Raw genomic sequence first — 22,498 nt, 5'->3', positions numbered from 1 at the left:
GTCAGGGCTCCGCGGGCGCGGCCGGGGCTTCCGGCATCGCCTCGCTGTAGGAATAGAGGCCGATGCGCAAACGCTTGTCGGCGCGGCGCTTCTCAGCCTGGTCTCGTTCGATCAAGGACTCGAGCTCGGGTACCACGGCCGCCATCAGGGCGCGCCATTGCCCGTTGATCAGCCGAATCGCGGCCGCGAGCGACTCGTCGGAGAGTTCATCGGCAAAGATCGCCTGCTCGAAGTGGCGGCGTTCGTCGCCGAGCACATTGGCCACCGCGCCGCTGAGGTGGTCACCCACGTTCTCGCCGAGAAAGCCGAACAGCCTGCGCTCATCGTCGCGCGGCACGAACGTGTCTTGCTCGAGATGCACCATGTCGGTGTCCGGGTCGACCCGCGCCAGGCGCAGGCGGCACAGTTCATCAAGCATGCTGCGCGGGTGCACGTCGCGCGTGACCGACTGGGCCAGCGCCTCGAAACTGGGGGCTGGGCCCTGGCGCCGCAGCGGCCGCGGCTTGCCGCTCTTGTCGTGGTACTTCCGGCTGCCGACCCAGCGGGTGAAGATGGTGGTGGCGGGTGAGCGGCGCGTCGCGGCGGCGGCCGGCTCGTGCTGCGACAGGCGCGTCACTTCGCGCCGCGTGAGCCCGGTGGTGGTGCTGATGCGACTGATGTCGCGTGAACTGCCCGAGCCGGCGTGGGCGGCACGCGCCGCTTCCACGAAGACACGCTTGAAGAGTTCATCGGCCACGGCGAAGCGCATGCCACGCGCCACGGCCAGCCGCGCCAGCGGCGCGAGCAGGGCCTCGAACGCACCGCTCAACAGCGCTTCGCTCTCGGGCGTCGGCAGGCTCGCCGGGGCCTTCACTGGAGGTGGGTTGTTGGACAAGGTTCGAGCCATAGGACAGGCCTGGATAATAACTGTGCAAATCGCCCATGTGGGGCGGTTGAACCCTGCAAATTGGGGGGCTTCGACACGATTCTGCGTGAACCGGCATGCCCATGGATGCCGGGCGGCGCGTGCTCGCGCCTTCGCTTCAGGCCTTCAAGTATTCCGCCCGCCCGCCCAGCCAGCGCGACACGACCGCGAGTGCAGCCTGAGGGTGCCGGTCGAGCAGCAGCGACGCCGCAGCGCGTGCCTGGTGCACCAGCGCCTCGTCGGTCGCCAGGTCGGCAAACCGCAGCAAGGGCGCACCCGATTGCCGCGCGCCGAGAAACTCGCCCGGGCCGCGGATGTCGAGGTCGCGCCGCGCGATCTCGAAGCCGTCGTTCGTCTCCAGCATCGCCTTCAGGCGCGCTTTCGCGGTGTCGGACAAAGGCGAGGTGAAAAGCAGCACGCACACGCTCGCCGCCGTGCCACGCCCGACACGGCCGCGCAGCTGGTGAAGCTGCGACAGGCCGAAGCGCTCGGCGTGTTCGATCACCATCAGCGACGCGTTCGGCACGTCCACGCCCACCTCGATCACCGTGGTCGAGACCAGCACCGCCATCTCGCCGGCGTTGAACAGCGCCATCACCGCCGCCTTCTCGGCCGCCGGCATGCGCCCGTGCAGCAAGCCGACCAGGCGCCCGGGCAGCGCTTCGCTCAAGTGCGCGTGCGCGGCGGTGGCGTTCTGCAGGTCGAGCGTTTCCGATTCTTCGATCAGCGGGCAGACCCAGTACACCTGCTGCCCCTGCGCCGTGGCATCGCGGATGCGCCCGATCACCTCTTCGCGTTTCGCGTCGGAGAACAGTTTGGTGACGATCGGCGTGCGGCCCGGCGGCAGCTCGTCGATCGTGCTCACGTCGAGGTCGGCGAAGAGTGTCATCGCCAGCGTGCGCGGGATCGGCGTGGCGCTCATCATCAAGGTGTGCGGCTCGATCCCCGACGCCGCGAGCTTGGCGCGCAGCGCCAGCCGCTGCTGCACGCCGAAGCGGTGCTGCTCGTCGATGACCGCCAGGCCGAGTTTCCTGAACACCACCTGGTCCTGAATGACCGCGTGCGTGCCGACCACCAGCGCCGCCTCGCCCGAGGCCACCTGCTCGAGCATCTTCTGCCGCGCCTTGCCTTTGCGGCTGCCGGTCAGCCACGCCACCGTGATGCCCAGCGGCGCGAGCCAGCCGACGAGTTTGCGCAAGTGCTGCTCGGCGAGTATTTCGGTCGGCGCCATCAGCGCGCATTGCCAGCCGGCCTGGATGGTGATGGCCGCCGCGAGCGCGGCCACCACCGTCTTGCCCGAGCCGACATCGCCTTGCAGCAGGCGGTGCATGGGCACCTCGCGTTGCAGGTCGGTCGCGATCTCCTGGCCGACGCGGCGCTGCGCTTCGGTGAGTGAAAACGGCAAGGCCGCGAGCAGCCTGTCCTGCAGCCCGCGCGGCTGCACCTCGAAGCGCGGCGCACGCTGCAGCTCACGCTCACGCTTGGCCTGCAGTTGCGACAACTGCTGCGCCAGCAGCTCCTCGAACTTGAGCCGCTGCCAGGCCGGGTGGCTGCGGTCTTCGAGCGTGGCCAGGCTCACGTTCGGCGCCGGGTGGTGCAAGAAATCGAGCGCGGCACGCAGGCTCAGCATGCCTTCGGGCACGGCATGCACTGGCAACAGCTCGGCCAGATCGGCACGCGACAGGCCAGCGGCCACGGCTTTGCGCAGGTAGGCCTGCGGCAGTTGCGCGCTGGTCGAATAGACCGGCGTGAGCGCGGCCGGCAAGGGCGTGCCTTCCGCCACCACCTTCACGACCGGGTGCACCATCTCCAGCCCGAAGAAGCCACCACGCGCTTCGCCGCGCACACGCACGCGGGTGCCGATCGCAAGTGCCTTCTGCTGCGACGGGTAGAAGTTCAGGAAGCGCAGCACCAGGTCGTCGATGCCGTCGTGAACGCGCACGACGAGCTGGCGCCGGCCGCGTTGCTGCACTTCGTTGTGGCTCACCACGCCTTCGACTTGTGCGGTGCTGCCGTCGCGCAAGCTGCCGATCGGCACGATGGTGGTCTCGTCTTCGTAGCGGATCGGCAGGTGCAATGCCAGGTCGATGGGGCGCACCAGGCCAAGCTTTTCGAGCGCCCGCTGCGGGCCCGACTTGGGCTTGGCCGCGACACTCGGCGAGGCATTGGGAGTGGCGGTCACCATGGGAGAATTCTGCCTCCCTTGTTGGCACGGGCCGGTCCAGCCCTCAACCCATGACGCGCACCCACACCCTGAGCGATTTCGACTTCGCTCTGCCCCCCGAACTGATCGCCCAGCACCCTGCACCCGAACGCAGCGGCTCGCGTTTGCTCGACGGCACCGGGCTCTTGCCGGTGGACCGGGTTTTCCGCGACCTGCCGGGCCTGCTGCGCAGCGGCGACCTGCTGGTGTTCAACGACACGCGCGTCATCAAGGCCCGCCTGCTCGGTGCAAAGGCAAGCGGCGGCTCGGTCGAAGCGCTGGTTGAACGGGTGTTGCCCGGGTTCGAAGTGCTGATGCATCTGCGCGCCAGCAAGTCACCCAAGCCAGGCAGCAGTGTGCGCTTCGCGGATGCATTCGACGCCGAAGTGCTGGGGCGCGGCGGGCCGCAAGACGCGCTGTTCCACCTGCGTTTTCCGTCGGACCCGTTCGCCTTGCTCGAACAATACGGCCATGTGCCGCTGCCGCCCTACATCACGCACACCGACACGGCCGACGACGAAAGCCGCTACCAGACCGTGTTCGCCGCGAAGCCGGGCGCCGTGGCGGCGCCCACGGCGGCGTTGCACTTCGATGCGGCACTGCTCGCGCAGTTGGGCGAGCGCGGCGTCGGCACCGCGAACGTCACGCTGCACGTGGGCGCCGGCACCTTCCAGCCGGTGCGCACCGAGAATCTCGCCGAGCACACGATGCACAGCGAGTGGTTCGAGGTGAGTGAAAGCACGGTGCAGGCGATCGAGCGCTCCCGCGCGGCCGGCGGGCGCATCGTGGCCGTGGGCACGACCACGCTGCGGGCGCTCGAATCCGCAGCGCTCGGTGGTGCGCTGCAAAGCGGCAGCCGCGACACCGACATCTTCATCATGCCCGGCTTCGAGTTCCGCGTCGTCGACGTGCTCGTCACCAACTTTCACCTGCCCAAGAGCACGCTGATGATGCTGGTGAGCGCCTTCGCCGGCCACGCGCACGTGCGATCGCTCTACGCGCACGCGATCGCCGAGCGCTACCGCTTCTTCAGCTATGGCGACGCGATGCTGCTGGCACGACAGCGCTGAACCCGGCTGCGACAATTCAGACCATGCTCAGCTTCGAACTCCTCAAGACCGACGGCCTTGCGCGCCGTGGCCGCCTCACGCTCAACCACGGCGTGGTCGAAACGCCCATCTTCATGCCGGTGGGCACCTACGGCACCGTCAAGGGCGTGATGCCGTCGTCGCTCGAGGCGATGGGTGCGCAGATCATCCTGGGCAACACCTTTCACCTGTGGCTGCGGCCCGGGCTCGACGTCTTGCGCCAGTTCGGCGGGCTGCATCGCTTCGAAGCCTGGAACCGGCCGATCCTCACCGACAGCGGCGGCTTCCAGGTCTGGTCGCTCGGCGAGATGCGCAAGATCAGCGAAGAGGGCGTGAAGTTCGCGTCGCCCGTGAATGGCGACAAGCTCTTTCTCACGCCCGAGATCAGCATGCAGATCCAGCACGTGCTGAACAGCGACATCGTGATGCAGTTCGACGAGTGCACACCGTACGACGTGCAAGGCCACATCACGACCGAGAAGGAAGCGCGCGTCTCGATGGAACTGAGCCTGCGCTGGGCTGCGCGCTGCCTGGCCGAGCACACGACGCTCGAGAACCGGAACGCGCTGTTCGGCATCGTGCAGGGCGGCATGTTCGAGAACCTGCGCGAAGAGTCGCTGAACGCGCTCGTGGCGCTCGACCTGCCGGGTTACGCGATCGGCGGCGTCAGCGTGGGCGAGCCCAAGGCCGAGATGCAGCGCATCGTCGCCCACACACCGCACCGCCTGCCGGCGCACAAGCCGCGTTACCTGATGGGCGTGGGCACGCCCGAAGACCTGGTCGAAGGCGTGGCCGCGGGCGTCGACATGTTCGACTGCGTGATGCCCACGCGCAACGCGCGCAACGGCCACCTGTTCACCCGCTTCGGCGACCTGAAGATCCGCAACGCACGCCACAAGACCGACGAGCAGCCGCTCGATTCGACCTGCACGTGCCACACCTGCGGAAGTTTTTCGCGGGCTTACCTGCACCACCTCGACCGCTGCGGCGAGATGCTGGGGCCGATGCTTGCGAGCATCCACAACCTGCACTACTACGTGAACCTGATGCGCGAGGTGCGCGAGGCACTCGACGCGGGCACGTTCGAGGCCTTCGTGGCGCGGTTCCGGGCCGACCGCGCGCGCGGCGTGTAGCGGCCGCACGTCGGAGCTTTCTTACGCCCGGGGCAGCCGTCTCCCGATGGTGGGCGCGGGACCTGAATCGGTAGGCTCCAGCGTCACCAAACCCCGGAGCCCACCATGACCACGATCCACGACATCATGACGCGCAGCGTTGCCGTCGCGCAGCTCGACGAAACGCTTCAGATCGCGGCGCAGCGCATGCAAGACCTCGACGTGGGCGCTTTGCCGGTGCGCGACGGCGAAGCGATCGTCGGCATGGTCACCGACCGCGACATCACCGTGCGCGGCGTGGCTGCCGGCATGGCGCCGCGCGAAGCGCTCGTCGCCGATGTGATGACGCCCGAGCTGCGCTGGTGCAACGACACCGACTCGGTCGAAGACGTGATGGATCAGATGGGCAAAGCCCAGGTGCGCCGCCTCGCGGTGTTCGACGCCCGGCGCCAGATCGTCGGCATCGTCGCGCTGGGTGACCTGGCCACACGCCAGCCCACGCCGACCGACGACACGCTGCGCGAGATTTCGGAGCCCAACCTGCTCTGACCGGCGCCTGCGCCGGCATCGAAATCTCGCAGGTGGCGCTGCGCCTGACACGTCACGAAGTCAGCAGGCTCCCCACCCGTTCGCGCAAGGCAACCGGCGTGACCGCGGCCGGTGCGATCGCATCGCCCGCCACCAGCCCGACGCTGCTGAACAGCCCGCGGCGAAATGGTTTCGTCATGGCGGCACCATCGACACGCGAGAAGAACGAACCCCACAGGTTCTGCAGCGCGAGCGGCACCACGGGCACCGGGTGGGTCTCGAGCAGCTTCATCACGCCACCCTTGAATTCGCCGAGCGTGCCGTCTCGGGTGATCGCGCCCTCGGGGAAGATGCACAGCAGTTCGCCGTCGGCCAACACCGCGCGCGCCTTCTCGAACGCCAGCTCGTAAGTGCCGGCGTCTTCGCGCTGCGGCGCAATCGGGATCGCCTTGGCGAGCTTGAAGAACCAGCCGAGCAGCGGCATGCGGAAGATGTTGTGGTCCATGATGAAGCGGATCGGCCGCGGGCTCGCCGCCATCAGCAAGATGGGGTCGACGAAGCTCACGTGGTTGCACACCAGCAGTGCCGCACCTTGCGTGGGGATGTGTTCGTCGCCACGCACCTTGAAGCGGTAGACCACCCGCGTGACGATGAAAGCCACGAAGCGCAGCAGGTATTCAGGCACCAGCATGAAGATGTAGAACGCCACCACCGCGTTGAGCAGCCCGGTGATCAGGAACACCTGCGGAATCGTGAAGTTCGCGCTCAGCAGCGCGCCCACACCCAGCGAGCTCACGATCATGAACAGCGCGTTCAGGATGTTGTTGGCCGCGATGATGCGCGCGCGGTGGCTCGGCTGCGAGCGCAGCTGGATCAGCGCGTACATCGGCACGCTGTACAGGCCTGCGAACAGCGACAGCAGCGCCAGGTCGGCCATCACGCGCCAATGTGCCGGCGCCGCGAGGAACGCGCTCAGCGTGTAGCCGGCCGACGGGGCCAGGCCGCGCGACGCGAAGTAGAGGTCGATCGCGAACACGCTCATGCCGATCGCGCCCATCGGCACGAGGCCGATCTCGACATGGCGCTTGCTGAGCATCTCGCACAGCAGCGAGCCGATGCCGATGCCGATCGAGAACACCACCAGCAGCAGCGAAGCCACCTGCTCGTTGCCGTGCAGCACTTCCTTGGCGAAGGCCGGGAACAGCGACAGGAACACGGCACCGAAGAACCACATCCACGAGATGCCGAGCAGCGAACGGAACACCACGATGTTCTCGCGCGCCAGCTTGAGGTTGCGCCAGGTTTCGGTGATCGGGTTCCAGTTGATGCGCAAGCCCGGGTCGCTCGAAGGCGAGGCGGGGATGGCCTGCGCCGTGGCGCGGCCGATCAGGGCGACCACCACGCAGCCGATCGCCACGTAGTGCCGGCCGACGTCGGGGATCGCGACCAGCAGGCCGCCCGCCACCTGGCCCAGCAGGATCGCCACGAAGGTGCCCATCTCGACCATGCCGTTGCCACCGGTCAGCTCGCGCTCGCCCAGGTGCTGCGGCAGGTAGGCGAACTTCACCGGGCCGAAGATCGTGGAGTGCAGGCCCATCAGGAACACGCAGCCCAAGAGCACGATCACGTCGCTGGTCCAGAAGCCGTAGGCCGCGAGCAGCATGATCGCGATCTCGAGGTTCTTGACGAAGCGGATCACCTGCACCTTGTCGTACTTGTCGGTCGCCTGCCCCGAGGTGGCCGAGAACAGCAGAAACGGCAGGATGAAAAGCGCACCGATCACCAGACCCGCCAGGTTCGCCGGCAACCAGCTCACCTGCAGCTGGTAGGTGATCATCACCGTGAAGGCGAACTTGAACAGGTTGTCGTTACCGGCGCCGAGAAACTGGGTCCAGAAGAACGGGGCGAACCGGCGTTGTTTCAACAACGCGAACTGGTTCGGGTGAGCGTGCTCGTTCATGTCGTCCCTTGGTGTTTGTCTTGTGAGCCGAGGCGCAATTTAACGGATCACCTGCACCGGCCCGCCCAGGCCGCTGCGATTCAACCACGCGAACACCGAATCGACCGTGACCGTTTCGATGCGATCGCTGAAACGTTTGTCGTTCGGGTGGTCGTCGAAGGCCACGTTGGCGGTGCCCACGCGCGCGCCCAGCCGCTTGAAGGGCGAGATGTGCAAGGTGGTCGGCTGGTAACCCTGCAGCTTCAGCCAGGCCTGCGCGCGTTCGCGGGTGGAGGCCGCGGGCTCCTGCGTCATCGCCAGCGTTTCGATCGCCCACTGGTTCGACTGCTGGTAGGTCACGGCCCACGGGTAGGCGACCACGCTGTAGGCCGGCGTGTTGAGCTGCGCGACGCGGGCGTTGTCGGCCAAGGCCGGCAGCAGGCGCGCCTGCACCTCGGGCGTGGGCACGACGAGTGCGGCTTCAAAGCGGTACAGGTCGTCCATGAAGAATTCGCCCAGCCCCTGGCGGTAGACCGATGCGCGCGCGCTGCCGCACTGGTTGAGCTTGTGCACGACGCGCCAGCCGGCCGCCTCGCGGTACGCGAAACCGAGGTGCGAATAGCGCAGGCCGTATTCGTTGAGGTTCTGGCCGGCGCGTGCGAGCACCACCACCTGCGCGCCGCTCGCGTCGAGCTTTCTCAAGGTGCGCTCGGCCAGCGCCATCGAGCGTTCGACCGCGTCGGCCGTGGGCGGCTTGCTTTCGCAGCTGCGGCCGGCGTGGGCCGCCAGGCTGGCTGCCGAAAACGCCACGCACAACAGCACACGCAACGTCTTCACCGCGTCACCCGTTCGTTGTAGAGCAGGGCGGCGCCGATCTCGTTCGGAATGAAGGCGATCGCGGCGCCGGCGGCCGACAGCACCCAGCCGGTGCTCAGCACCGTGACCACGACGGCGGTGCCCGCGACCACCGACACGCCACCCGCCGCCTGCGCGCTCAAACGCAGCGTGCTGCGCGCGCCGTCGGAAGCGCGCTCGAGCACCCACACCGCACCGGTGGCCGAGGCCTCCACGGCCACGACCGTGAGCACCGCGCCGGCCGAGAGCACCACGGGGGCAGCGACCGACACCGCCACCGGCAGCGTCGAGAGCATGCTCGCTTCGACCGACTGCGCTTGCGCGGCGGTGAGGTTCAGCGCCAGCAGCGCGGCCAGGGTGGTGCTGGCAAGACAGTGGCGGACAAAGGTCGCTTTCATTTCAGTTCTCCTTGGGAAAATTGCAGTGCTTCGTGTGCATCACGCAGCGTCTTGGCCAGCGTGAACACCGCCGAGATCAGGAACAGCCAGCTCACGGCCAGAAAGGCCTTGTAGGTCGGGTTCACGTCCATGCGCCACAGGCCCCAGGCGGTGAGCGCCATCGCCAGCGCGAAGCCGCCCCACACGACCAGGCCCCACATCGGCGTGTCTGTCTTGTGCGTCTCGTTGTCACGCACGTACTTGGCCAGCGCGAACGCGGTCGAGAGGCAGAACATGTAGCCCATCACCATGAACGCGCGGTCGAGGTCTTGGCCGGGCAACCAGGCCAGGCCGCTGCCGCACAGCGTGACGGCGAGACCGAACGAGACCCACACCTGCAGCTTCCAGGCGCGGGTGTCTTGGCGGATCGGGGTGGAGTGCATGAAATCCTCGGTGAGTGGTTGGTTGAACACGGTTGAATCTTCGGCGCTGCCTAGCCGCCGCACCATCGCCCTGAGGAGCGTGGCAGCGCGCGCTGCCGGCGGTATCTCTGCGCAGTACCGTTTGCGATACTCGGTCGCCGCTCCGGGGAGACACATGAGCACCACACAAGACCTGATCACCGCGCTGAAGGCCGAGCTGAAAGCGGCCGACATCACCTATGCCGACCTGGCCGACGCACTCGGCATGTCGGAGTCGAGCATCAAGCGCATCCTGGCCAAGGGCGACATGCCGCTGTCACGCATCGACGAGATGCTGCGCGTGCTGAAGATGGACTTCGCCGAACTCGCGCGCAAGGTGGCCGACACGCAGCCGCTGCGCCGCGAACTCAGCGCCGAACAAGAAGCCGCCGTCGTGGCCGACCGCAAGCTGCTGCTGCTCGCCATCTGCGCTTTCAGCCAGTGGAGCTTCGAGCAGATCACGAGCACTTACGCGATCTCGGAAGCGGAATGCGTGAAGTACATGGTGCAGCTCGACCGGCTCGGCATCATCGAGCTGCGGCCGCTGAACCGCTACCGGCTCAAGGTGGCGAAGGGTTTTCGCTGGCGGCCCAACGGGCCGGTGATGCGGTATTTCCGCGAGCACGTGGTCGGCGACTACTACAGCGCCGGCTTCGACGGCGAAGGCGAGTTGTTGATGCTCGTACACGGCCAGGTGAGCGCGTCGCAGGCCACCAGCTTCGTCGAGCGGCTGCAGCGCGTCGGGCAAGACTTTGCGCAGCAGCACCTGACCGAACAGAAGCTGCCCGCCGAGCAGAAGCGCTCTTACACGCTGGTGGTGGGCATGCGCTCGTGGTTCTTCGGCGCCTTCACCGACCTGAAACGCGCGGCCGGCTGAGCCCGCGCCCGACGATCACGCGGCGCGCTGCTCCAGCAGGTAGTTGGCACCGTCGTACTGGCCCAGCACCTCGGTGAGGTAAGGCAGGATCGTCAGCAGCTCGTCGTGCAAGGTGAACGGCGGGTTGAAGATGAACACGCCGCTGCCGGCCAGGCCGAAACCCTGCTGGTCGGGCTGCTGCACCGTGAGCCGCGCGTGCAGCCAGCCTTTGGGCGCCAGCGCTTCGAGGCGCTTCGGCAGTTGCGCCGCTTCGAGCTTGCTGACCTGCGGGTACCAGACCATGTAGACGCCTTCGGCGAAGCGTTGCACGGCTTCGCGCAGCGAGGTGATCACGCGGCCGTAGTCCTTGTGGCCTTCGTAGCTCGGGTCCATCAACACCAGCGCGCGGCGGGTCGAGGGCGGCACCTGGCCCTTGAGCCCATCGAAGCCGTCGGTGTCATACACCTCGGCACCCTTCACGGCGCCGATGTACGAAGCGAGGATGCGGTGGTCGGTGGGGTGCAGCTCGAACAGGCGCAACTGGTCTTGCGCGCGCAAGAGCATTTGCGCGAAGGCCGGGGAGCCGGGGTATTGCTCGAGCCGGCCGTCGGCGTTGAACTGGCGCACCAGCGCCACGTAGTCGGCCACGGCGGGAGGCAGGTCGGTGCGGTCCCAGAGGCGAAGAATGCCTTGCTCGAATTCGCCCTTCTTCTGCGCGTAGCGGCCTTCGAGCGAATAACCACCGGCACCGGCGTGGGTGTCGATCACGCGGTAGGGCTTGTCCTTGCCGTTCATGTAGCGCAGCACGAGCGTGAGCACGGTGTGCTTGAGCACGTCGGCGTGGTTGCCCGCGTGAAAGGCGTGTCGGTAGGCGAGCATGGTGTTTCCAGGAATCCGGAGCGGACTGTATCGCGCCCGCCTTCGCGCGAGGCGTCTATAGCCGGTTTGCGTCAACTCCGTTGCCGGCAATGTTGTTGTCGCCGGCCCTAGCATCGGCTCATTCAACTTCAACACCAAAGCATGACCAGCCTCTTCGAACCCACCCGCTTCGGCGACATCGCTACTGCCAACCGCATCGTGATGGCGCCGCTGACGCGCGACCGCGCCGGCCCCGGCCAGGTGCCTACGCCGATGATGGCGACCTACTATGAGCAGCGTGCGAGCGCCGGGCTGATCGTCACAGAAGCGACGCAGATCTCGGCCGAAGGCCAGGGTTACCTCGACACGCCCGGCATCTACAGCGCCGAGCAGGTGGCCGGCTGGCGCCGCGTGACCGACGCCGTGCACGCGAAGGGCGGCAAGATCGTGGTGCAGCTCTGGCACGTGGGGCGCATCTCGCACGTGTCGCTCCAGCCGAACGGGCAGCCGCCGGTCTCGAGCACGGCGCGGCGTGCGGTCGGCAAGACCTTCACGGCCAAGGGCTTCGAAGACGTGTCGGAGCCGCGCGCCTTGCGGCTCGACGAGCTGCCGCGCATCGTGGCCGAATACCGGCAGGCGGCGCGCAACGCGATCGATGCCGGCTTCGACGGTGTCGAGGTGCACAGCGCCAACGGCTACCTGCTGGAGCAGTTCCTGCGCGACAGCGTCAACGACCGCACCGATGCGTACGGCGGCCCGAAAGAGAACCGGGCGCGTCTGCTGATCGAAGTGATGACGGCTATCGTCGCCGAGATTGGCGCCGGCCGCACCGGCGTGCGCCTGTCACCGGTCACACCGGCCAACGATGCGAAGCAGGACAGCGACGCGCAGGGTCTGTTCAACCACGTGGTCGAGCAGTTGGCACCGTTGAAGCTCGCGTTCATCCACGTCGTCGAAGGCGCAACCGGCGGCGCGCGCGACGTGGCGCCGTTCGACTACGCCGCGCTGCGCAGCCGCTTCAAGAGCGGCAACGAACACGGCGCGTGGATGGTCAACAACGGCTACACACGCGCCATGTCGCTCGACGTGGTGGCCAGCGGTGCGGCCGACCTCGTGGCTTTCGGCAAGCCTTTCATCAGCAACCCGGATCTCGTGCGCCGGCTGCGTGAAGACGCGCCGCTCGCGCCGCTGAACCGCGACACGCTGTACGGCGGCGGCGCGGCGGGTTACATCGACTACCCGCCGCTGGAGATGGTGCCCCTCGCCTGACGGTTACGTCAGGCGATCCCCCGAGGGGATGCGGGCCGGCTTGGGGCGGCCCGGCGCTCGGCCCGCCACCGCCGCGCATGTTCAGGCGGGGATGCGCAGCAGCTGCCCCGGATAGATCTTGTCCGGGTGGCTCAGCATCGGCTTGTTGGCCTCGAAGATCTTCGGGTACTGGTTGGCGTTGCCGTACATGGCTTTCGCGATGGCCGAGAGCGTGTCGCCGCGCACCACGGTGTAGTAGCGCGACTCGTCGGCCGGCTCGCGCACCACCAGCATGTCGTTGACCTGGGCCACGCCGTGCACGTTGCCGCAGCACAGCACGACCTTCTCTTTTGTCGCCTGATCGGCGGTTTCGCCCGACACGGTCACGGCGCCGCTGGCGCCGTCGAAACTCACGTCGAGCCCGTCGACTTTCAGGCCTTGCGTGTTGATGTAGCCGGCGATCGCGGTGGCCGCAGTCTGGTTCGCGGCATCGGCCTGGGCCTGCAGCGCGGCGGCATCAGGCGCAGCGGCGGCGGCCGGCTTGCTGCCGAAGAGTTTTTCGCCGGCGTCCTTGAAGAAACTGATGAGGCTCATGGCATTCTTTCGTGGTGAGGTGGATCGAAGGGCGAGCGATAGCAGCGGCGGGAGCCGCAACAGCGCTACCGGCAATGTAATTGCGGGCTGAATCAGGGCGTGTAGGACGCCGCCGTTGATGCCACAAGCGGCGCGCAAGTTGCCGTCAGCGTCGCCCACCCGAGACACGCGCGCGGAACAGTTCCGTGATGCCGACTTCGCGCGGGCCCGGTATCACCTCGAAGCTCTCTCCGGCGCGCAGCGTGCCCGCGACCCGCACCGCCAGGTAGAAGCCGCACCACGCGTTTGCGACCATGAGTTTCGAGGCCTGGTTGAAGCCCATCACGGCGTTGAACTTGAAACACGGGTAGCGCGGTTCGCTGACGGCGAGCTCGCAGTCGGCGAAGCGCAGCACGTCGCCGATCCACACGCCGGTTTCGAGCAGGCCTTGCAGCGTGAGGTTCTCTCCCATCGAACCGGGCGGCAGCACCGCTTCCCAGGCCGCCACTTTCGCCTGCGCGCGCACCGTCTGCCAGAAACCGTAGTGTTCGACCGGGTAGGCATAGACGGCCTTGCTCAGGCCGCCGTGCACCGACAGGTCGGCCTGCTCGTCGCCCGCCAGGCCCAGGGCCCGCACCTCGACCGGGCCGGCGACCGCGCGCTTGACGATGCCGCTCATCACTTCGCGGCCGTCGATGACGAGCGGGTGGGCGGCGGCGATGTTCAGGCTGACGACGGAAGCCGGCATGGCTCAGGCCGCAGCCGCCTTGTAGCCACGGTGCCCGGCCGCCACGCGCCGCCCCTTCGGCCCGCCGACCCAGTCGACGAACAGCTTGCCCGCGGGGTGGTTGGCGCGGAAGGGGCGCATCACGTGCACCGGCTCGGCCAGCAGCGGGTCGGCGTCGACCAGCACGGCCAGCGGCGCGCCGCCATACGCCGCCCACACGCCGCGTTCGACCAGCGCATAGGCGTTGAGCGCACGCGCCTGCGCCGCCAGGCCGATCGCCGGTTCGGCCATCGTGTACCAAGGCGCGGCAGGCGTGGCCTTGGCCGCGCGCCACAGCGCCTGTTCGGCCAGGTGGGTGCCCGAGCCGTCGTTGGCCGACAGGAAACTCAGCGACCCCGGCGTCGCGGCCACGGCCTCGCGGAGCTGGGTCAACGCCTGCGCCACGTCCTTGCCACCGGCAATGCCGGCCGGGTCGCGCACCTTGCCTTTGACCGCCGGCCCGACGATCACGTACTCGCCCCGGGCAACCAGGCGACGGTCGTGCACCAGCGTCTGCTTTTCGAGCCTGGCCTCGGCCTCGGGTGCGTTGCAGAGAACGGCATCGATCTCGCCCCGCTCGACGGCCGCCAGCAGCGCCTGCGCCGGGCTGCGCACCAGCTCGACGGGCACGCCGGTGTCGCGGCCGAAACCCTGGCGCAGCGCCTGCGCCAGGCCCGAATCCACGAGTGCGTTGTCCGCGCCGAAGCGCAAGGGGTCGGACAGCGCTCGGCGCTGTTGGCCCCAGGCAGAAGTCAGGGGCGCAGCCAAGCTGCCCAGCAGGAAGATTCGGCGCGAAGTCATGGCGCCGATTATTGCTTCGCAGCAAAAAAAGCGCGGGGGCCGCTCGGACCTGAAGCTGGATGGGAGAGGCCCGCATGAACCCATGCCGGAATTGCATGACCCCCCGAATATCGGTGGTTACGACGACATTACACTCGCCCGACAATTCTTCGACCGAGCTGGCCCACAGACGCACGCGCCCTCACCCGGGCCCAGCGTGAAACTCGCCGTAACCCACCCGTTGCGGCGAGGGGCCCAGCTTCCCCTTTTGCCCGCAGCGGCATTGGGCAAGTCGCTCCAGGCCTGTGCCCCGCAGGCTGCGCCGGTTTGCCCAATCCCGCTTTTTTTGACTTCAATGATTGGACTTCCGATGAACCGTCCCGTGCTGGAAGGCTTGCGCCTGAACGTTCCCGCCTACGTGCGCCACGCCAAGCTGATCGACTGGGTGGCCAGCATGGCGGCGCTGACCGAAGCGAAAGAGGTTTACTGGTGCGACGGCAGCACCGCCGAATACGACCGCCTGTGCGCCCAGCTCGTCGCCGCCGGCACGTTCAAGAAGCTCAACCCCGAACTGCGCCCCAACAGCTACCTCGCCTGCAGCAGCCCGAGCGACGTGGCGCGTGTCGAAGACCGCACCTTCATCTGCTCGGCCAAACAGGAAGACGCCGGCCCGACCAACCACTGGATGGCGCCCGAGCAGATGCGCGCGCTGCTTCAGACCGGCCAGGCCGACGGCACGCCGGCGCTCTTCAAGGGCAGCATGCGCGGCCGCACGATGTATGTGGTGCCGTTCTCGATGGGCCCGCTGGGCTCGCCGATCGCCCACATCGGCGTCGAGCTTTCCGACAGCGCCTATGTCGCCGTCAACATGCAGATCATGACCCGCATGGGCCGCAAGGTGCTCGACGTGCTCGGCACCGACGGCCATTTCGTGCCTTGCATCCACACCGTCGGCGCGCCGCTCGAAGCCGGCCAGAAAGACGTGGCCTGGCCGTGCAACGACACCAAGTACATCGTGCACTACCCCGAAACGCAGGAAATCTGGAGCTACGGCTCGGGTTATGGCGGCAACGCGCTGCTCGGCAAGAAGTGCTTCGCGCTGCGCATCGCGTCGACCATGGGCCGCGAGCAGGGCTGGCTCGCCGAGCACATGCTGATCCTGGGCGTGACCTCGCCCGAAGGCAAGAAGCACCACGTGGCCGCCGCGTTCCCCAGCGCCTGCGGCAAGACCAACTTCGCGATGCTGATCCCGCCGGCCGGCCTGTCGGGCTGGAAGGTCACGACCATCGGCGACGACATCGCCTGGATCAAGCCCAACGCCGACGGCCGCATGTACGCCATCAACCCCGAAGCCGGTTATTTCGGCGTGGCCCCGGGCACCAACGACAAGACCAACTTCAACTGCATGGCCAGCCTGAAGCGCGACGTGATCTTCACCAACGTGGCGCTCACCGACGACGGCGACGTGTGGTGGGAAGGCATGACCGAGCAGCCGCCCGCCCACCTGATCGACTGGCAGGGTAAGGACTGGACACCGGCCATCGCGAAAGAAACCGGCGCCAAGGCAGCCCACCCGAACTCGCGCTTCACCGTGGCCGCCGCCAACAACCCGGCACTCGACCCGGAGTGGGACAACCCCGCCGGCGTGCCGATCGACGCTTTCATCTTCGGCGGCCGCCGCTCGACCACCGTGCCGCTCGTGACCGAAGCCCGCAACTGGGTCGAAGGCGTGTACATGGCCGCGACCATGGGCTCGGAGACGACCGCCGCGATGGCCGGCGGCAACGGCGCCGTGCGCCGCGACCCGTTCGCGATGCTGCCGTTCATCGGCTACAACATGAGCGACTACTTCCAGCACTGGCTCGACATCGGCGCGAAGCTCGCCGCCAGCGGTGCCACGCTGCCGAAGATCTACTGCGTGAACTGGTTCCGCAAAGGCGCCGACGGCCAGTTCGTCTGGCCGGGCTACGGCGAGAACATGCGCGTGCTGCAGTGGATGATGGAGCGCGTGGCGGGCACGGCCGGTGGCGTCGAAAACGCTTTCGGCACCACGCCGAGCTACGCCGACCTGAACTGGTCCGGGCTCGACTTCAGCCGCGCCCAGTACGACACCGTCACAAGTTTCGACCGCGATGCCTGGAAGACCGAGCTGGGCCTGCACGAAACCTTGTTCCAGCAGCTGGCGTATCACCTGCCGGCAGACATCCTGGCCAACAAGGCCCGCTTCGAAGAGCGCTTGGCCGCCTGAGTCGCCAGTCGCCTACGCAAAAGGCCGACATTGCCGGCCTTTTGTCTTTCAGCGCGAGGGCGCTCGGTCGCGGTAGACCGACGCGACAGCGCGCAGCAATTGAACCATCACTGCAGCGGCGGCGAGAGCGCCTCGCGGCGTTTGAACCCGGGCTGGAACACGAATTTGCAAGGTGGTCATGACGAGATCCTCTATGGGGTGGATCGGCCGGCACGATCAGCCGTGCAGCCCTTCGTGGCGCGCCGCGGCGGCGTACAGGTCAGAAGCGAAACCCGGGTCGGTCTTCGAGTACGAATAGGCCAGGTCGCGCACCTTCTGGGCTTCTTGCGAGGCCTTGTCGGCCGCCGTCAGCACCAGCGGTGCCGAGGTGAACCAGCTGCGCAGCGCCGCCGGGGCGAGGCCGGCCAGTGCCGACAGGGCGTGGTGGCTGAAACGGCTGCGTTGCACTTTCAGGTGCAGGGTGGTGGTGTTCATGGTGTGTTTCCTTGGGTTCTGGTGGGGCCGGCGTGCGGCGTTCGCACGATCTGGCCGATGATTGTTGGTAGTTGCCGCGTTAGCGAGTGCTTGCTCAATAAGAGCGTTCGCAAGCCGCGCGCAGTTCCTTGGCGAGTTCGGGCTGGTTGACCTCGTACTGGTTGGCCAGCACCCGCAATTCGCGGCGGGCCCGGGCGCGGCCGACTTCCTCGAGCCACTTCCACAGCGAGGCGCCGACCCGTGCGGCGAAGCCCGGGGCTTCGGCACGCGCCGGCAGCGAAGTCATCGGCACAGGCGTGATCAAAGTGTTCATTCGGATTCCCTTCAGCAGCAGCACGGACTCTCCGCGCTTCGATGGCAGTACATTAGGGTTAACCCGCAAATTGCACCAGACAATGTTGTGAATCTTCGATATTCGCGCCGCTTATGCCTTCCACCGCCGCCCTGAACTTCCGCACGCTCGACCTGAACCTGCTCCGCGTCTTCGACGTGGTGATGGCGGAACGCAACCTCACGCGCGCCGCCGAACGCCTCTCGCTCACGCAGCCTGCGGTGAGCAACGCCTTGAAGCGCCTGAAAGAATCGGTAGGTGAAGACTTGCTCACACGCGCGGCGTTCGGCGTCAAGCCGACCCCGCGTGCCGAAGCCTTGTGGCCGGAAGTGCGGGCCGCGCTGGGCAACCTGCGTGACGCGCTCGCACCCGACGCGTTCGACCCGCAGGCCGACGCCACCAGCTTTCGCCTCGCGATGGCCGACGCCACCGCCGCCGCTTTCATGCCGACGCTGGTCGGCGAGATCGAGAATTCCAGCGCGCTGGTCGACCTGCGCATCCTGCCGCTGACCAGCCGCGACCCGCGCCCCGTGCTCGAGCGCGGCGACGCCGACGTGGCGATCGGCTCGTTCCCCGAAGTGCTCTCGGAATTGCGCGCACTCGGCGGCGAAGCCCGCTTCCACCACGAACGACTGAGCCAGAGCGACTACGTGTGCGTCATGCGCCAGGGCCACCCCCTCGCCAAGGGCCGCCTGTCGCTCGACGCCTACTGCAGCGCGCACCACCTGCTCGTCAGCCTGTCGGGCCGCGCTCATGGCCTGGCCGACCAGGCCTTGGCTGCGCTGAACCGCGAACGCCGCATCGTGCTGACCGTGAACCAGTACTTCACGGCCGGCCGGGTGGTCGCCAACAGCAACTTGCTGACAGTGTTGCCGGCGTTCTTCGTCGAGTCGACCGGCTTCCGCGAGAAAGTTGTCACCCGGCCCCTGCCGTTCGGCCTGCCCAGCCTCTTCGTCGACATGCTGTGGCACCAGCGCCACGACCGCACGAGCAGCCACCAGTGGCTGCGCCAGCGCCTGACCGACGCGGCGCGCTCCGCGCCGGGCTGACCGGGCCGCGAACGGCGCCGGCGTGCGGCGCGGTTGACGGCGCCGCCGACTTCTTGCATGCTCGCGGCAAAGTGGTCTAGACCACTTTGCCCACCGCCTGCCTGAAAGCCGCCGCCCATGAACTCCAGCACCGACCTGAACTCCATCGCCGACGCCGCCGCGCGCGGCGCCCGCTCTGCCCCGGGCCGCGTGGTACGCGCGCCGCGCGGAACCACACTGTCGTGCAAATCGTGGCTCACCGAGGCGGCCTACCGCATGCTGCAGAACAACCTCGACCCCGACGTGGCCGAGCGCCCCGAAGAGCTGGTGGTCTACGGTGGCATCGGCCGCGCCGCACGCGACTGGGCCTGCTTCGACAAGATCCTCGAGTGCCTGCGCACGCTCGAAGGCGACGAGTCGCTGCTGATCCAGTCGGGCAAGCCGGTCGGTGTGTTCAAGACGCACGCCGACGCGCCGCGGGTGCTGCTCGCCAATTCGAACCTGGTGCCGAAGTGGGCCACGTGGGAGCACTTCCACGAGCTCGACCGCCAGGGCCTGTTCATGTACGGGCAGATGACGGCCGGGTCTTGGATCTACATCGGCACCCAGGGCATCGTGCAAGGCACCTACGAAACCTTCGCCGAAGCCGGCCGCCAGCATTACGGTGGCAGCCTCGCCGGGCAATGGATCCTGACCGCCGGCCTCGGCGGCATGGGCGGCGCGCAACCGCTGGCCGCCACCTTCGCCGGTGCGGTGTCGCTGAACATCGAGTGCCGGCAGTCAAGCATCGACTTCCGTCTGCGCACACGCTACGTCGACGAGCAGGCCACCGACCTCGACGACGCGCTCGCCCGCATCGCGAAGTACACCGCCGAGAAGAAGGCCGTCTCGATCGCGCTGCTCGGCAACGCCGCGCGCATCGTGCCGGCGCTGGCAGAGCTCTTCAAGAACGGGGCCGTCGGCCTCACACCACGCCCGGCGCTGGTGACCGACCAGACCTCGGCGCACGACCTGATCCACGGTTACCTGCCGTCTGGCTGGTCGGTCGACGAGTGGCTGGCCGCGCAGGCCGACTCGTCGCGCCATGCCGAGCTGAAGGCCGCCGCAGCGAAGAGTTGCGCCGAGCATGTGAAGGCCATGTTGCAGTTCCAGGCGATGGGCGTGCCCACGGTCGACTACGGCAACAACATCCGCCAGGTGGCCTTCGACGAAGGGCTGAAGAACGCGTTCGACTTTCCCGGCTTCGTGCCCGCCTACATCCGACCGCTGTTCTGCGAAGGCAAGGGCCCGTTCCGCTGGGTTGCGCTGTCGGGCGACCCCGAAGACATCCACAAGACCGACCGCAAGATCAAGGAGCTGTTCCCGAACAACCAGCACGTGCACCGCTGGCTCGACATGGCGGGCGAACGCATCGCGTTCCAGGGCCTGCCGGCGCGCATCTGCTGGCTCGGCCTGGGCGAACGCCACCTGGCCGGCCTGGCCTTCAACGAAATGGTGAAAAGCGGCGAGTTGAAAGCGCCGATCGTGATCGGCCGCGACCACCTCGACACCGGTTCCGTCGCGAGCCCGAACCGAGAAACCGAGTCGATGAAAGACGGCACCGACGCCGTGTCCGACTGGCCGCTGCTGAACGCGCTGCTCAACTGCGCCGGCGGCGCCACCTGGGTGTCGCTGCACCACGGCGGCGGCGTGGGCATGGGCTACTCGCAGCACTCGGGCATGGTGATCGTGGCCGACGGCAGCGACGACGCCGCGAAGCGCCTGGCGCGCGTGCTCGTGAACGACAGCGGCTCGGGCGTGATGCGCCACGCCGACGCCGGCTACGAGCTGGCGGCGCAGACGGCGCGTGCGCAAGGCTTGAAGCTGCCGATGCTCGGCGCGTGAGTTCGTCGCCCGAGCGCTTCGACCTGCGCCGCATCGAACCGCAGCCGTGGAAGAACGGCGCGGGCATCACGCGCGAGATCGCGGTCGGGCCGAAGGGTGCCGGCGCGAACGACTTCGAGTGGCGAATCAGCCTGGCCGAAGTCGAACGTGACGCTCCGTTCTCGGCGTTCCCCGGCATCGACCGCTGCATCGTGTTGCTGCGCGGCGCCGGCATGCGGCTGCGTTCAGAGCAGGGCGATCTCGACCACCCGCTAGACCAGCCGCTCGTGCCGTTTCACTTCAGCGGCGACACGCCGCTGTCGGCCACGCTCGTCAGTGGCCCGAGCAGCGACTTCAACGTGATGACGCGACGCGGCGCGTGGGTTGCGGAGCTGACGACGCACCACGCTGCCTTCGAGCCGGCACGAGCCGGTGCCTTGCTGCTGCTGTGCTGCGAAGGCGAATGGCGTGTCGACGCCGCATCACGCGAAACACTGGGGCCGATGCAGGCCTTGCTGTGGCGCGAACCCACGCCCCGAATCCGCGCGTCACCGCCACCCGGCGGCGCGCTGTTGCTCGTGCGTTTGTGCCACGATCAAGCCCCATGACCGCGCCCCCCGACCCGCAGCGTTCGCTCTTCGCCGCCCACGCCCTGTTGCCGCAAGGCTGGGCCAGCGATGTGCTGCTCGGCTGGGACGCGAGCGGCACACTGACCGAGGTGCGCAGCGTCGATGCTTCGGCCGCAGCGCCGCTGCCGCGTGCCCGCGGGCCGGTCGTCGCGGGCATGCCCAACCTGCATTCGCACGCTTTCCAGCGGGCCTTCGCCGGCCTGTCGGAATACCGCAGCGCGGGCAGCGACAACGACAGCTTCTGGACCTGGCGTGACCTGATGTACCGCTTCGCACGCTCGCTCTCGCCCGAGCAGCTCGAAGACATCGCGACCCACCTGTACATCGAGATGCTGCAGGCCGGCTACACCTCGGTCTGCGAGTTCCAGTACCTGCACCACAGCGCCTCTGGCCAGCCCTACGGCGACCCGGCAGAAATGTCGCTTCGCCTGCTCACCGCCGCGCGGCGCGCCGGCATCGATATCACGCTGCTGCCGGTGCTGTACCAGAACGCCGGCTTCGGCGGCCTGCCACCGCGCGCCGACCAGCGGCGTTTCATCAACAGCGTCGACGGCTTGTTGCGCATCGTCGAGCGCAGCCGCGCGCAGGGCGCACGCACCGGCGTGGCGCCGCACTCGATTCGCGCCGTGACGCCGCCAGCGCTCGCCGAACTGGTCTCGGGCTTGAACTCGATCGACCCCAGCGCACCGATCCACATCCACATCGCCGAGCAGGCGCAGGAGGTGCAGGACTGCCTTGCCTGGAGCGGCCAGCGCCCGGTGCAATGGCTGCTCGATCATGCGGCCGTCGATGCCCGCTGGTGCCTGGTGCACGCGACCCACATGAACGCCGCCGAAACACGCGCTGCCGCCGCCAGCGGCGCAACGGCCGGCGTCTGCCCGAGCACCGAAGCGAACCTCGGCGACGGTGTGTTCGACGCGGTCGGCTGGGCAGCAGCCAGCGGCTACTGGGGTGTCGGTTCCGACAGCCACGCCAGCGTCGATGCGGCCGAAGAACTGCGGCTGCTCGAATACTCGCAGCGCCTCACGCGCCAGCAACGCAACGTGCTCGCGAGTGCTCGCCACCCGCAGGTGGCCGACCACCTCTGGCTCGCCGGCGCCAGCGGCGGCGCGCGCGCCAGTGGCCGCCCGGTCGGCACGCTCGCGGTCGGCGCGCAGGCCGACTTCGTCGTGCTCGACACCTCGCAGGCGCTCGCCGGCCTGAGCCCGTCGCAGACGCTGGCGAACCACGTCTTCGCCAGCCAGGGCCGCAACACCGTGCGCGACGTGTGGGTGGGTGGCCAGCAGCGCATCATCCATGGGCAGCATGCGCTCGAAGGCCCATCGTGCGAACGTTTCGTCGCCGCACGAAGCCAATTGCTGCGCGAGGTCTGAATCG

Annotated in this window: 22 protein-coding genes; 10 read left to right on the top strand and 12 right to left on the bottom strand. The window is 67.9% G+C overall.

The window, feature by feature from the left end; all coding sequences use genetic code 11:
- Window position 1 precedes the first annotated feature (1 nt).
- Together AC30PD_RS18380 and recG are read right to left on the bottom strand one after the other, a co-directional pair.
- A complete protein-coding gene (locus AC30PD_RS18380) occupies window positions 2-853 on the bottom strand; it encodes a DUF6502 family protein (protein WP_489537125.1) in 852 nt (283 codons plus the stop codon).
- Between the two features lie 169 nt (window positions 854-1,022).
- Entirely contained in the window at window positions 1,023-3,089 is a 2,067-nt protein-coding gene (gene recG / locus AC30PD_RS18375) for an ATP-dependent DNA helicase RecG (protein ID WP_489537124.1), read from the bottom strand.
- 50 nt (window positions 3,090-3,139) lie between these two features.
- Between recG and queA the strand changes: the two genes are divergently transcribed.
- From queA to AC30PD_RS18360, 3 genes are all read left to right on the top strand, one after another.
- Entirely contained in the window at window positions 3,140-4,177 is a 1,038-nt protein-coding gene (gene queA, locus AC30PD_RS18370) for a tRNA preQ1(34) S-adenosylmethionine ribosyltransferase-isomerase QueA (RefSeq protein WP_489537123.1), read from the top strand.
- Window positions 4,178-4,200: 23 nt separating this feature from the next.
- Complete coding sequence (tgt, locus tag AC30PD_RS18365; protein ID WP_489537122.1) at window positions 4,201-5,328, top strand: tRNA guanosine(34) transglycosylase Tgt; 1,128 nt, start codon at window positions 4,201-4,203, stop codon at window positions 5,326-5,328.
- A 105-nt stretch (window positions 5,329-5,433) separates the two neighbouring features.
- Window positions 5,434-5,856, top strand: coding sequence for a CBS domain-containing protein (locus AC30PD_RS18360; protein WP_489537121.1), 423 nt, complete (start codon window positions 5,434-5,436; stop codon window positions 5,854-5,856).
- 52 nt (window positions 5,857-5,908) lie between these two features.
- On the opposite strand, the gene AC30PD_RS18355 is transcribed toward AC30PD_RS18360, so the two are convergent.
- The 4 genes from AC30PD_RS18355 to AC30PD_RS18340 are packed head-to-tail and all read right to left on the bottom strand — an operon-like array spanning window position 5,909 to window position 9,449.
- Complete coding sequence (locus AC30PD_RS18355) at window positions 5,909-7,795, bottom strand: MFS transporter (protein WP_489537120.1); 1,887 nt, start codon at window positions 7,793-7,795, stop codon at window positions 5,909-5,911.
- Window positions 7,796-7,834: 39 nt separating this feature from the next.
- Window positions 7,835-8,611 carry a DUF2145 domain-containing protein gene (locus AC30PD_RS18350; RefSeq protein ID WP_489537119.1) on the bottom strand — a complete coding sequence of 259 codons (777 nt, stop codon included), beginning with the start codon at window positions 8,609-8,611 and terminating at the stop codon, window positions 7,835-7,837.
- Entirely contained in the window at window positions 8,608-9,027 is a 420-nt protein-coding gene (locus tag AC30PD_RS18345; protein ID WP_489537118.1) for a hypothetical protein, read from the bottom strand. The genes AC30PD_RS18350 and AC30PD_RS18345 overlap by 4 nt, the downstream gene beginning before the upstream one ends.
- On the bottom strand, window positions 9,024-9,449 hold the full coding sequence (locus AC30PD_RS18340) for a YiaA/YiaB family inner membrane protein (protein ID WP_489537117.1): 426 nt from the start codon (window positions 9,447-9,449) through the stop codon (window positions 9,024-9,026). Before AC30PD_RS18340 ends, AC30PD_RS18345 begins: the two co-directional genes overlap by 4 nt.
- A 154-nt stretch (window positions 9,450-9,603) precedes the next feature.
- Here AC30PD_RS18340 and AC30PD_RS18335 point away from each other — a divergent pair, with 154 nt between their 5' ends.
- Window positions 9,604-10,344: a helix-turn-helix domain-containing protein gene (locus AC30PD_RS18335; RefSeq protein WP_489537116.1), complete on the top strand. Its 741-nt coding sequence runs from the start codon at window positions 9,604-9,606 to the stop codon at window positions 10,342-10,344.
- A gap of 15 nt (window positions 10,345-10,359) precedes the next feature.
- Here AC30PD_RS18335 and AC30PD_RS18330 read toward each other — a convergent pair whose 3' ends face one another.
- Complete coding sequence (locus AC30PD_RS18330; protein WP_489537115.1) at window positions 10,360-11,202, bottom strand: 23S rRNA (adenine(2030)-N(6))-methyltransferase RlmJ; 843 nt, start codon at window positions 11,200-11,202, stop codon at window positions 10,360-10,362.
- Window positions 11,203-11,343: 141 nt separating this feature from the next.
- Here AC30PD_RS18330 and AC30PD_RS18325 point away from each other — a divergent pair, with 141 nt between their 5' ends.
- Window positions 11,344-12,450: an alkene reductase gene (locus AC30PD_RS18325; protein WP_489537114.1), complete on the top strand. Its 1,107-nt coding sequence runs from the start codon at window positions 11,344-11,346 to the stop codon at window positions 12,448-12,450.
- Window positions 12,451-12,531: 81 nt separating this feature from the next.
- Here the strand turns inward: AC30PD_RS18325 and lysM are convergent, their stop codons facing one another.
- The 3 genes from lysM to AC30PD_RS18310 form a co-directional block, all read right to left on the bottom strand.
- Entirely contained in the window at window positions 12,532-13,023 is a 492-nt protein-coding gene (gene lysM, locus AC30PD_RS18320) for a peptidoglycan-binding protein LysM (RefSeq protein ID WP_489537113.1), read from the bottom strand.
- 145 nt (window positions 13,024-13,168) lie between these two features.
- Window positions 13,169-13,750, bottom strand: a complete 582-nt coding sequence (locus AC30PD_RS18315; protein ID WP_489537112.1) for an MOSC domain-containing protein — start codon at window positions 13,748-13,750, stop codon at window positions 13,169-13,171.
- Between the two features lie 3 nt (window positions 13,751-13,753).
- The gene (locus tag AC30PD_RS18310; RefSeq protein WP_489537111.1) at window positions 13,754-14,569 is read right to left on the bottom strand and encodes a substrate-binding domain-containing protein; all 816 of its coding nucleotides are present in this window, start codon (window positions 14,567-14,569) and stop codon (window positions 13,754-13,756) included.
- 349 nt (window positions 14,570-14,918) lie between these two features.
- Here AC30PD_RS18310 and AC30PD_RS18305 point away from each other — a divergent pair, with 349 nt between their 5' ends.
- Window positions 14,919-16,796, top strand: a complete 1,878-nt coding sequence (locus AC30PD_RS18305; RefSeq protein WP_489537110.1) for a phosphoenolpyruvate carboxykinase (GTP) — start codon at window positions 14,919-14,921, stop codon at window positions 16,794-16,796.
- A gap of 216 nt (window positions 16,797-17,012) precedes the next feature.
- Here the strand turns inward: AC30PD_RS18305 and AC30PD_RS18300 are convergent, their stop codons facing one another.
- Together AC30PD_RS18300 and AC30PD_RS18295 are read right to left on the bottom strand one after the other, a co-directional pair.
- Window positions 17,013-17,270 (bottom strand): hypothetical protein, encoded by a 258-nt coding sequence (locus AC30PD_RS18300; protein WP_489537109.1) that lies wholly within the window; start codon window positions 17,268-17,270, stop codon window positions 17,013-17,015.
- 94 nt (window positions 17,271-17,364) lie between these two features.
- Window positions 17,365-17,583, bottom strand: a complete 219-nt coding sequence (locus AC30PD_RS18295; protein ID WP_489537108.1) for a hypothetical protein — start codon at window positions 17,581-17,583, stop codon at window positions 17,365-17,367.
- Between the two features lie 113 nt (window positions 17,584-17,696).
- Here AC30PD_RS18295 and AC30PD_RS18290 point away from each other — a divergent pair, with 113 nt between their 5' ends.
- The 4 genes from AC30PD_RS18290 to AC30PD_RS18275 all read left to right on the top strand — a co-directional run bounded on the left by AC30PD_RS18290 (window position 17,697) and on the right by AC30PD_RS18275 (window position 22,494).
- Window positions 17,697-18,650 carry a LysR family transcriptional regulator gene (locus AC30PD_RS18290; RefSeq protein WP_489537107.1) on the top strand — a complete coding sequence of 318 codons (954 nt, stop codon included), beginning with the start codon at window positions 17,697-17,699 and terminating at the stop codon, window positions 18,648-18,650.
- A 117-nt stretch (window positions 18,651-18,767) separates the two neighbouring features.
- Window positions 18,768-20,513: a urocanate hydratase gene (gene hutU / locus AC30PD_RS18285; protein ID WP_489537106.1), complete on the top strand. Its 1,746-nt coding sequence runs from the start codon at window positions 18,768-18,770 to the stop codon at window positions 20,511-20,513.
- Complete coding sequence (locus AC30PD_RS18280) at window positions 20,510-21,100, top strand: HutD/Ves family protein (RefSeq protein ID WP_489537105.1); 591 nt, start codon at window positions 20,510-20,512, stop codon at window positions 21,098-21,100. Before hutU ends, AC30PD_RS18280 begins: the two co-directional genes overlap by 4 nt.
- Window positions 21,097-22,494, top strand: a complete 1,398-nt coding sequence (locus AC30PD_RS18275; RefSeq protein ID WP_489537104.1) for a formimidoylglutamate deiminase — start codon at window positions 21,097-21,099, stop codon at window positions 22,492-22,494. The genes AC30PD_RS18280 and AC30PD_RS18275 overlap by 4 nt, the downstream gene beginning before the upstream one ends.
- Window positions 22,495-22,498 lie beyond the last annotated feature (4 nt).

It is taken from the genome of Rhizobacter sp., from assembly GCF_032229685.1.
GTDB lineage: Bacteria > Pseudomonadota > Gammaproteobacteria > Burkholderiales > Burkholderiaceae_C > LMDS01.
Note: the sequence above shows the minus strand (reverse complement) of the source record. Positions and strands in the feature narration are given on the sequence as shown.

Coding starts and splice junctions, on each gene's coding strand:
- recG (WP_489537124.1), bottom strand. CDS start 3,089: ATGGTGACCGCCACTCCCAATGCCTCGCCGAGTGTCGCGGCCAAGCCC.
- queA (WP_489537123.1), top strand. CDS start 3,140: ATGACGCGCACCCACACCCTGAGCGATTTCGACTTCGCTCTGCCCCCC.
- tgt (WP_489537122.1), top strand. CDS start 4,201: ATGCTCAGCTTCGAACTCCTCAAGACCGACGGCCTTGCGCGCCGTGGC.
- AC30PD_RS18360 (WP_489537121.1), top strand. CDS start 5,434: ATGACCACGATCCACGACATCATGACGCGCAGCGTTGCCGTCGCGCAG.
- AC30PD_RS18355 (WP_489537120.1), bottom strand. CDS start 7,795: ATGAACGAGCACGCTCACCCGAACCAGTTCGCGTTGTTGAAACAACGC.
- AC30PD_RS18345 (WP_489537118.1), bottom strand. CDS start 9,027: ATGAAAGCGACCTTTGTCCGCCACTGTCTTGCCAGCACCACCCTGGCC.
- AC30PD_RS18340 (WP_489537117.1), bottom strand. CDS start 9,449: ATGCACTCCACCCCGATCCGCCAAGACACCCGCGCCTGGAAGCTGCAG.
- AC30PD_RS18335 (WP_489537116.1), top strand. CDS start 9,604: ATGAGCACCACACAAGACCTGATCACCGCGCTGAAGGCCGAGCTGAAA.
- AC30PD_RS18330 (WP_489537115.1), bottom strand. CDS start 11,202: ATGCTCGCCTACCGACACGCCTTTCACGCGGGCAACCACGCCGACGTG.
- AC30PD_RS18325 (WP_489537114.1), top strand. CDS start 11,344: ATGACCAGCCTCTTCGAACCCACCCGCTTCGGCGACATCGCTACTGCC.
- lysM (WP_489537113.1), bottom strand. CDS start 13,023: ATGAGCCTCATCAGTTTCTTCAAGGACGCCGGCGAAAAACTCTTCGGC.
- AC30PD_RS18315 (WP_489537112.1), bottom strand. CDS start 13,750: ATGCCGGCTTCCGTCGTCAGCCTGAACATCGCCGCCGCCCACCCGCTC.
- AC30PD_RS18310 (WP_489537111.1), bottom strand. CDS start 14,569: ATGACTTCGCGCCGAATCTTCCTGCTGGGCAGCTTGGCTGCGCCCCTG.
- AC30PD_RS18305 (WP_489537110.1), top strand. CDS start 14,919: ATGAACCGTCCCGTGCTGGAAGGCTTGCGCCTGAACGTTCCCGCCTAC.
- AC30PD_RS18300 (WP_489537109.1), bottom strand. CDS start 17,270: ATGAACACCACCACCCTGCACCTGAAAGTGCAACGCAGCCGTTTCAGC.
- AC30PD_RS18295 (WP_489537108.1), bottom strand. CDS start 17,583: ATGAACACTTTGATCACGCCTGTGCCGATGACTTCGCTGCCGGCGCGT.
- AC30PD_RS18290 (WP_489537107.1), top strand. CDS start 17,697: ATGCCTTCCACCGCCGCCCTGAACTTCCGCACGCTCGACCTGAACCTG.
- hutU (WP_489537106.1), top strand. CDS start 18,768: ATGAACTCCAGCACCGACCTGAACTCCATCGCCGACGCCGCCGCGCGC.
- AC30PD_RS18275 (WP_489537104.1), top strand. CDS start 21,097: ATGACCGCGCCCCCCGACCCGCAGCGTTCGCTCTTCGCCGCCCACGCC.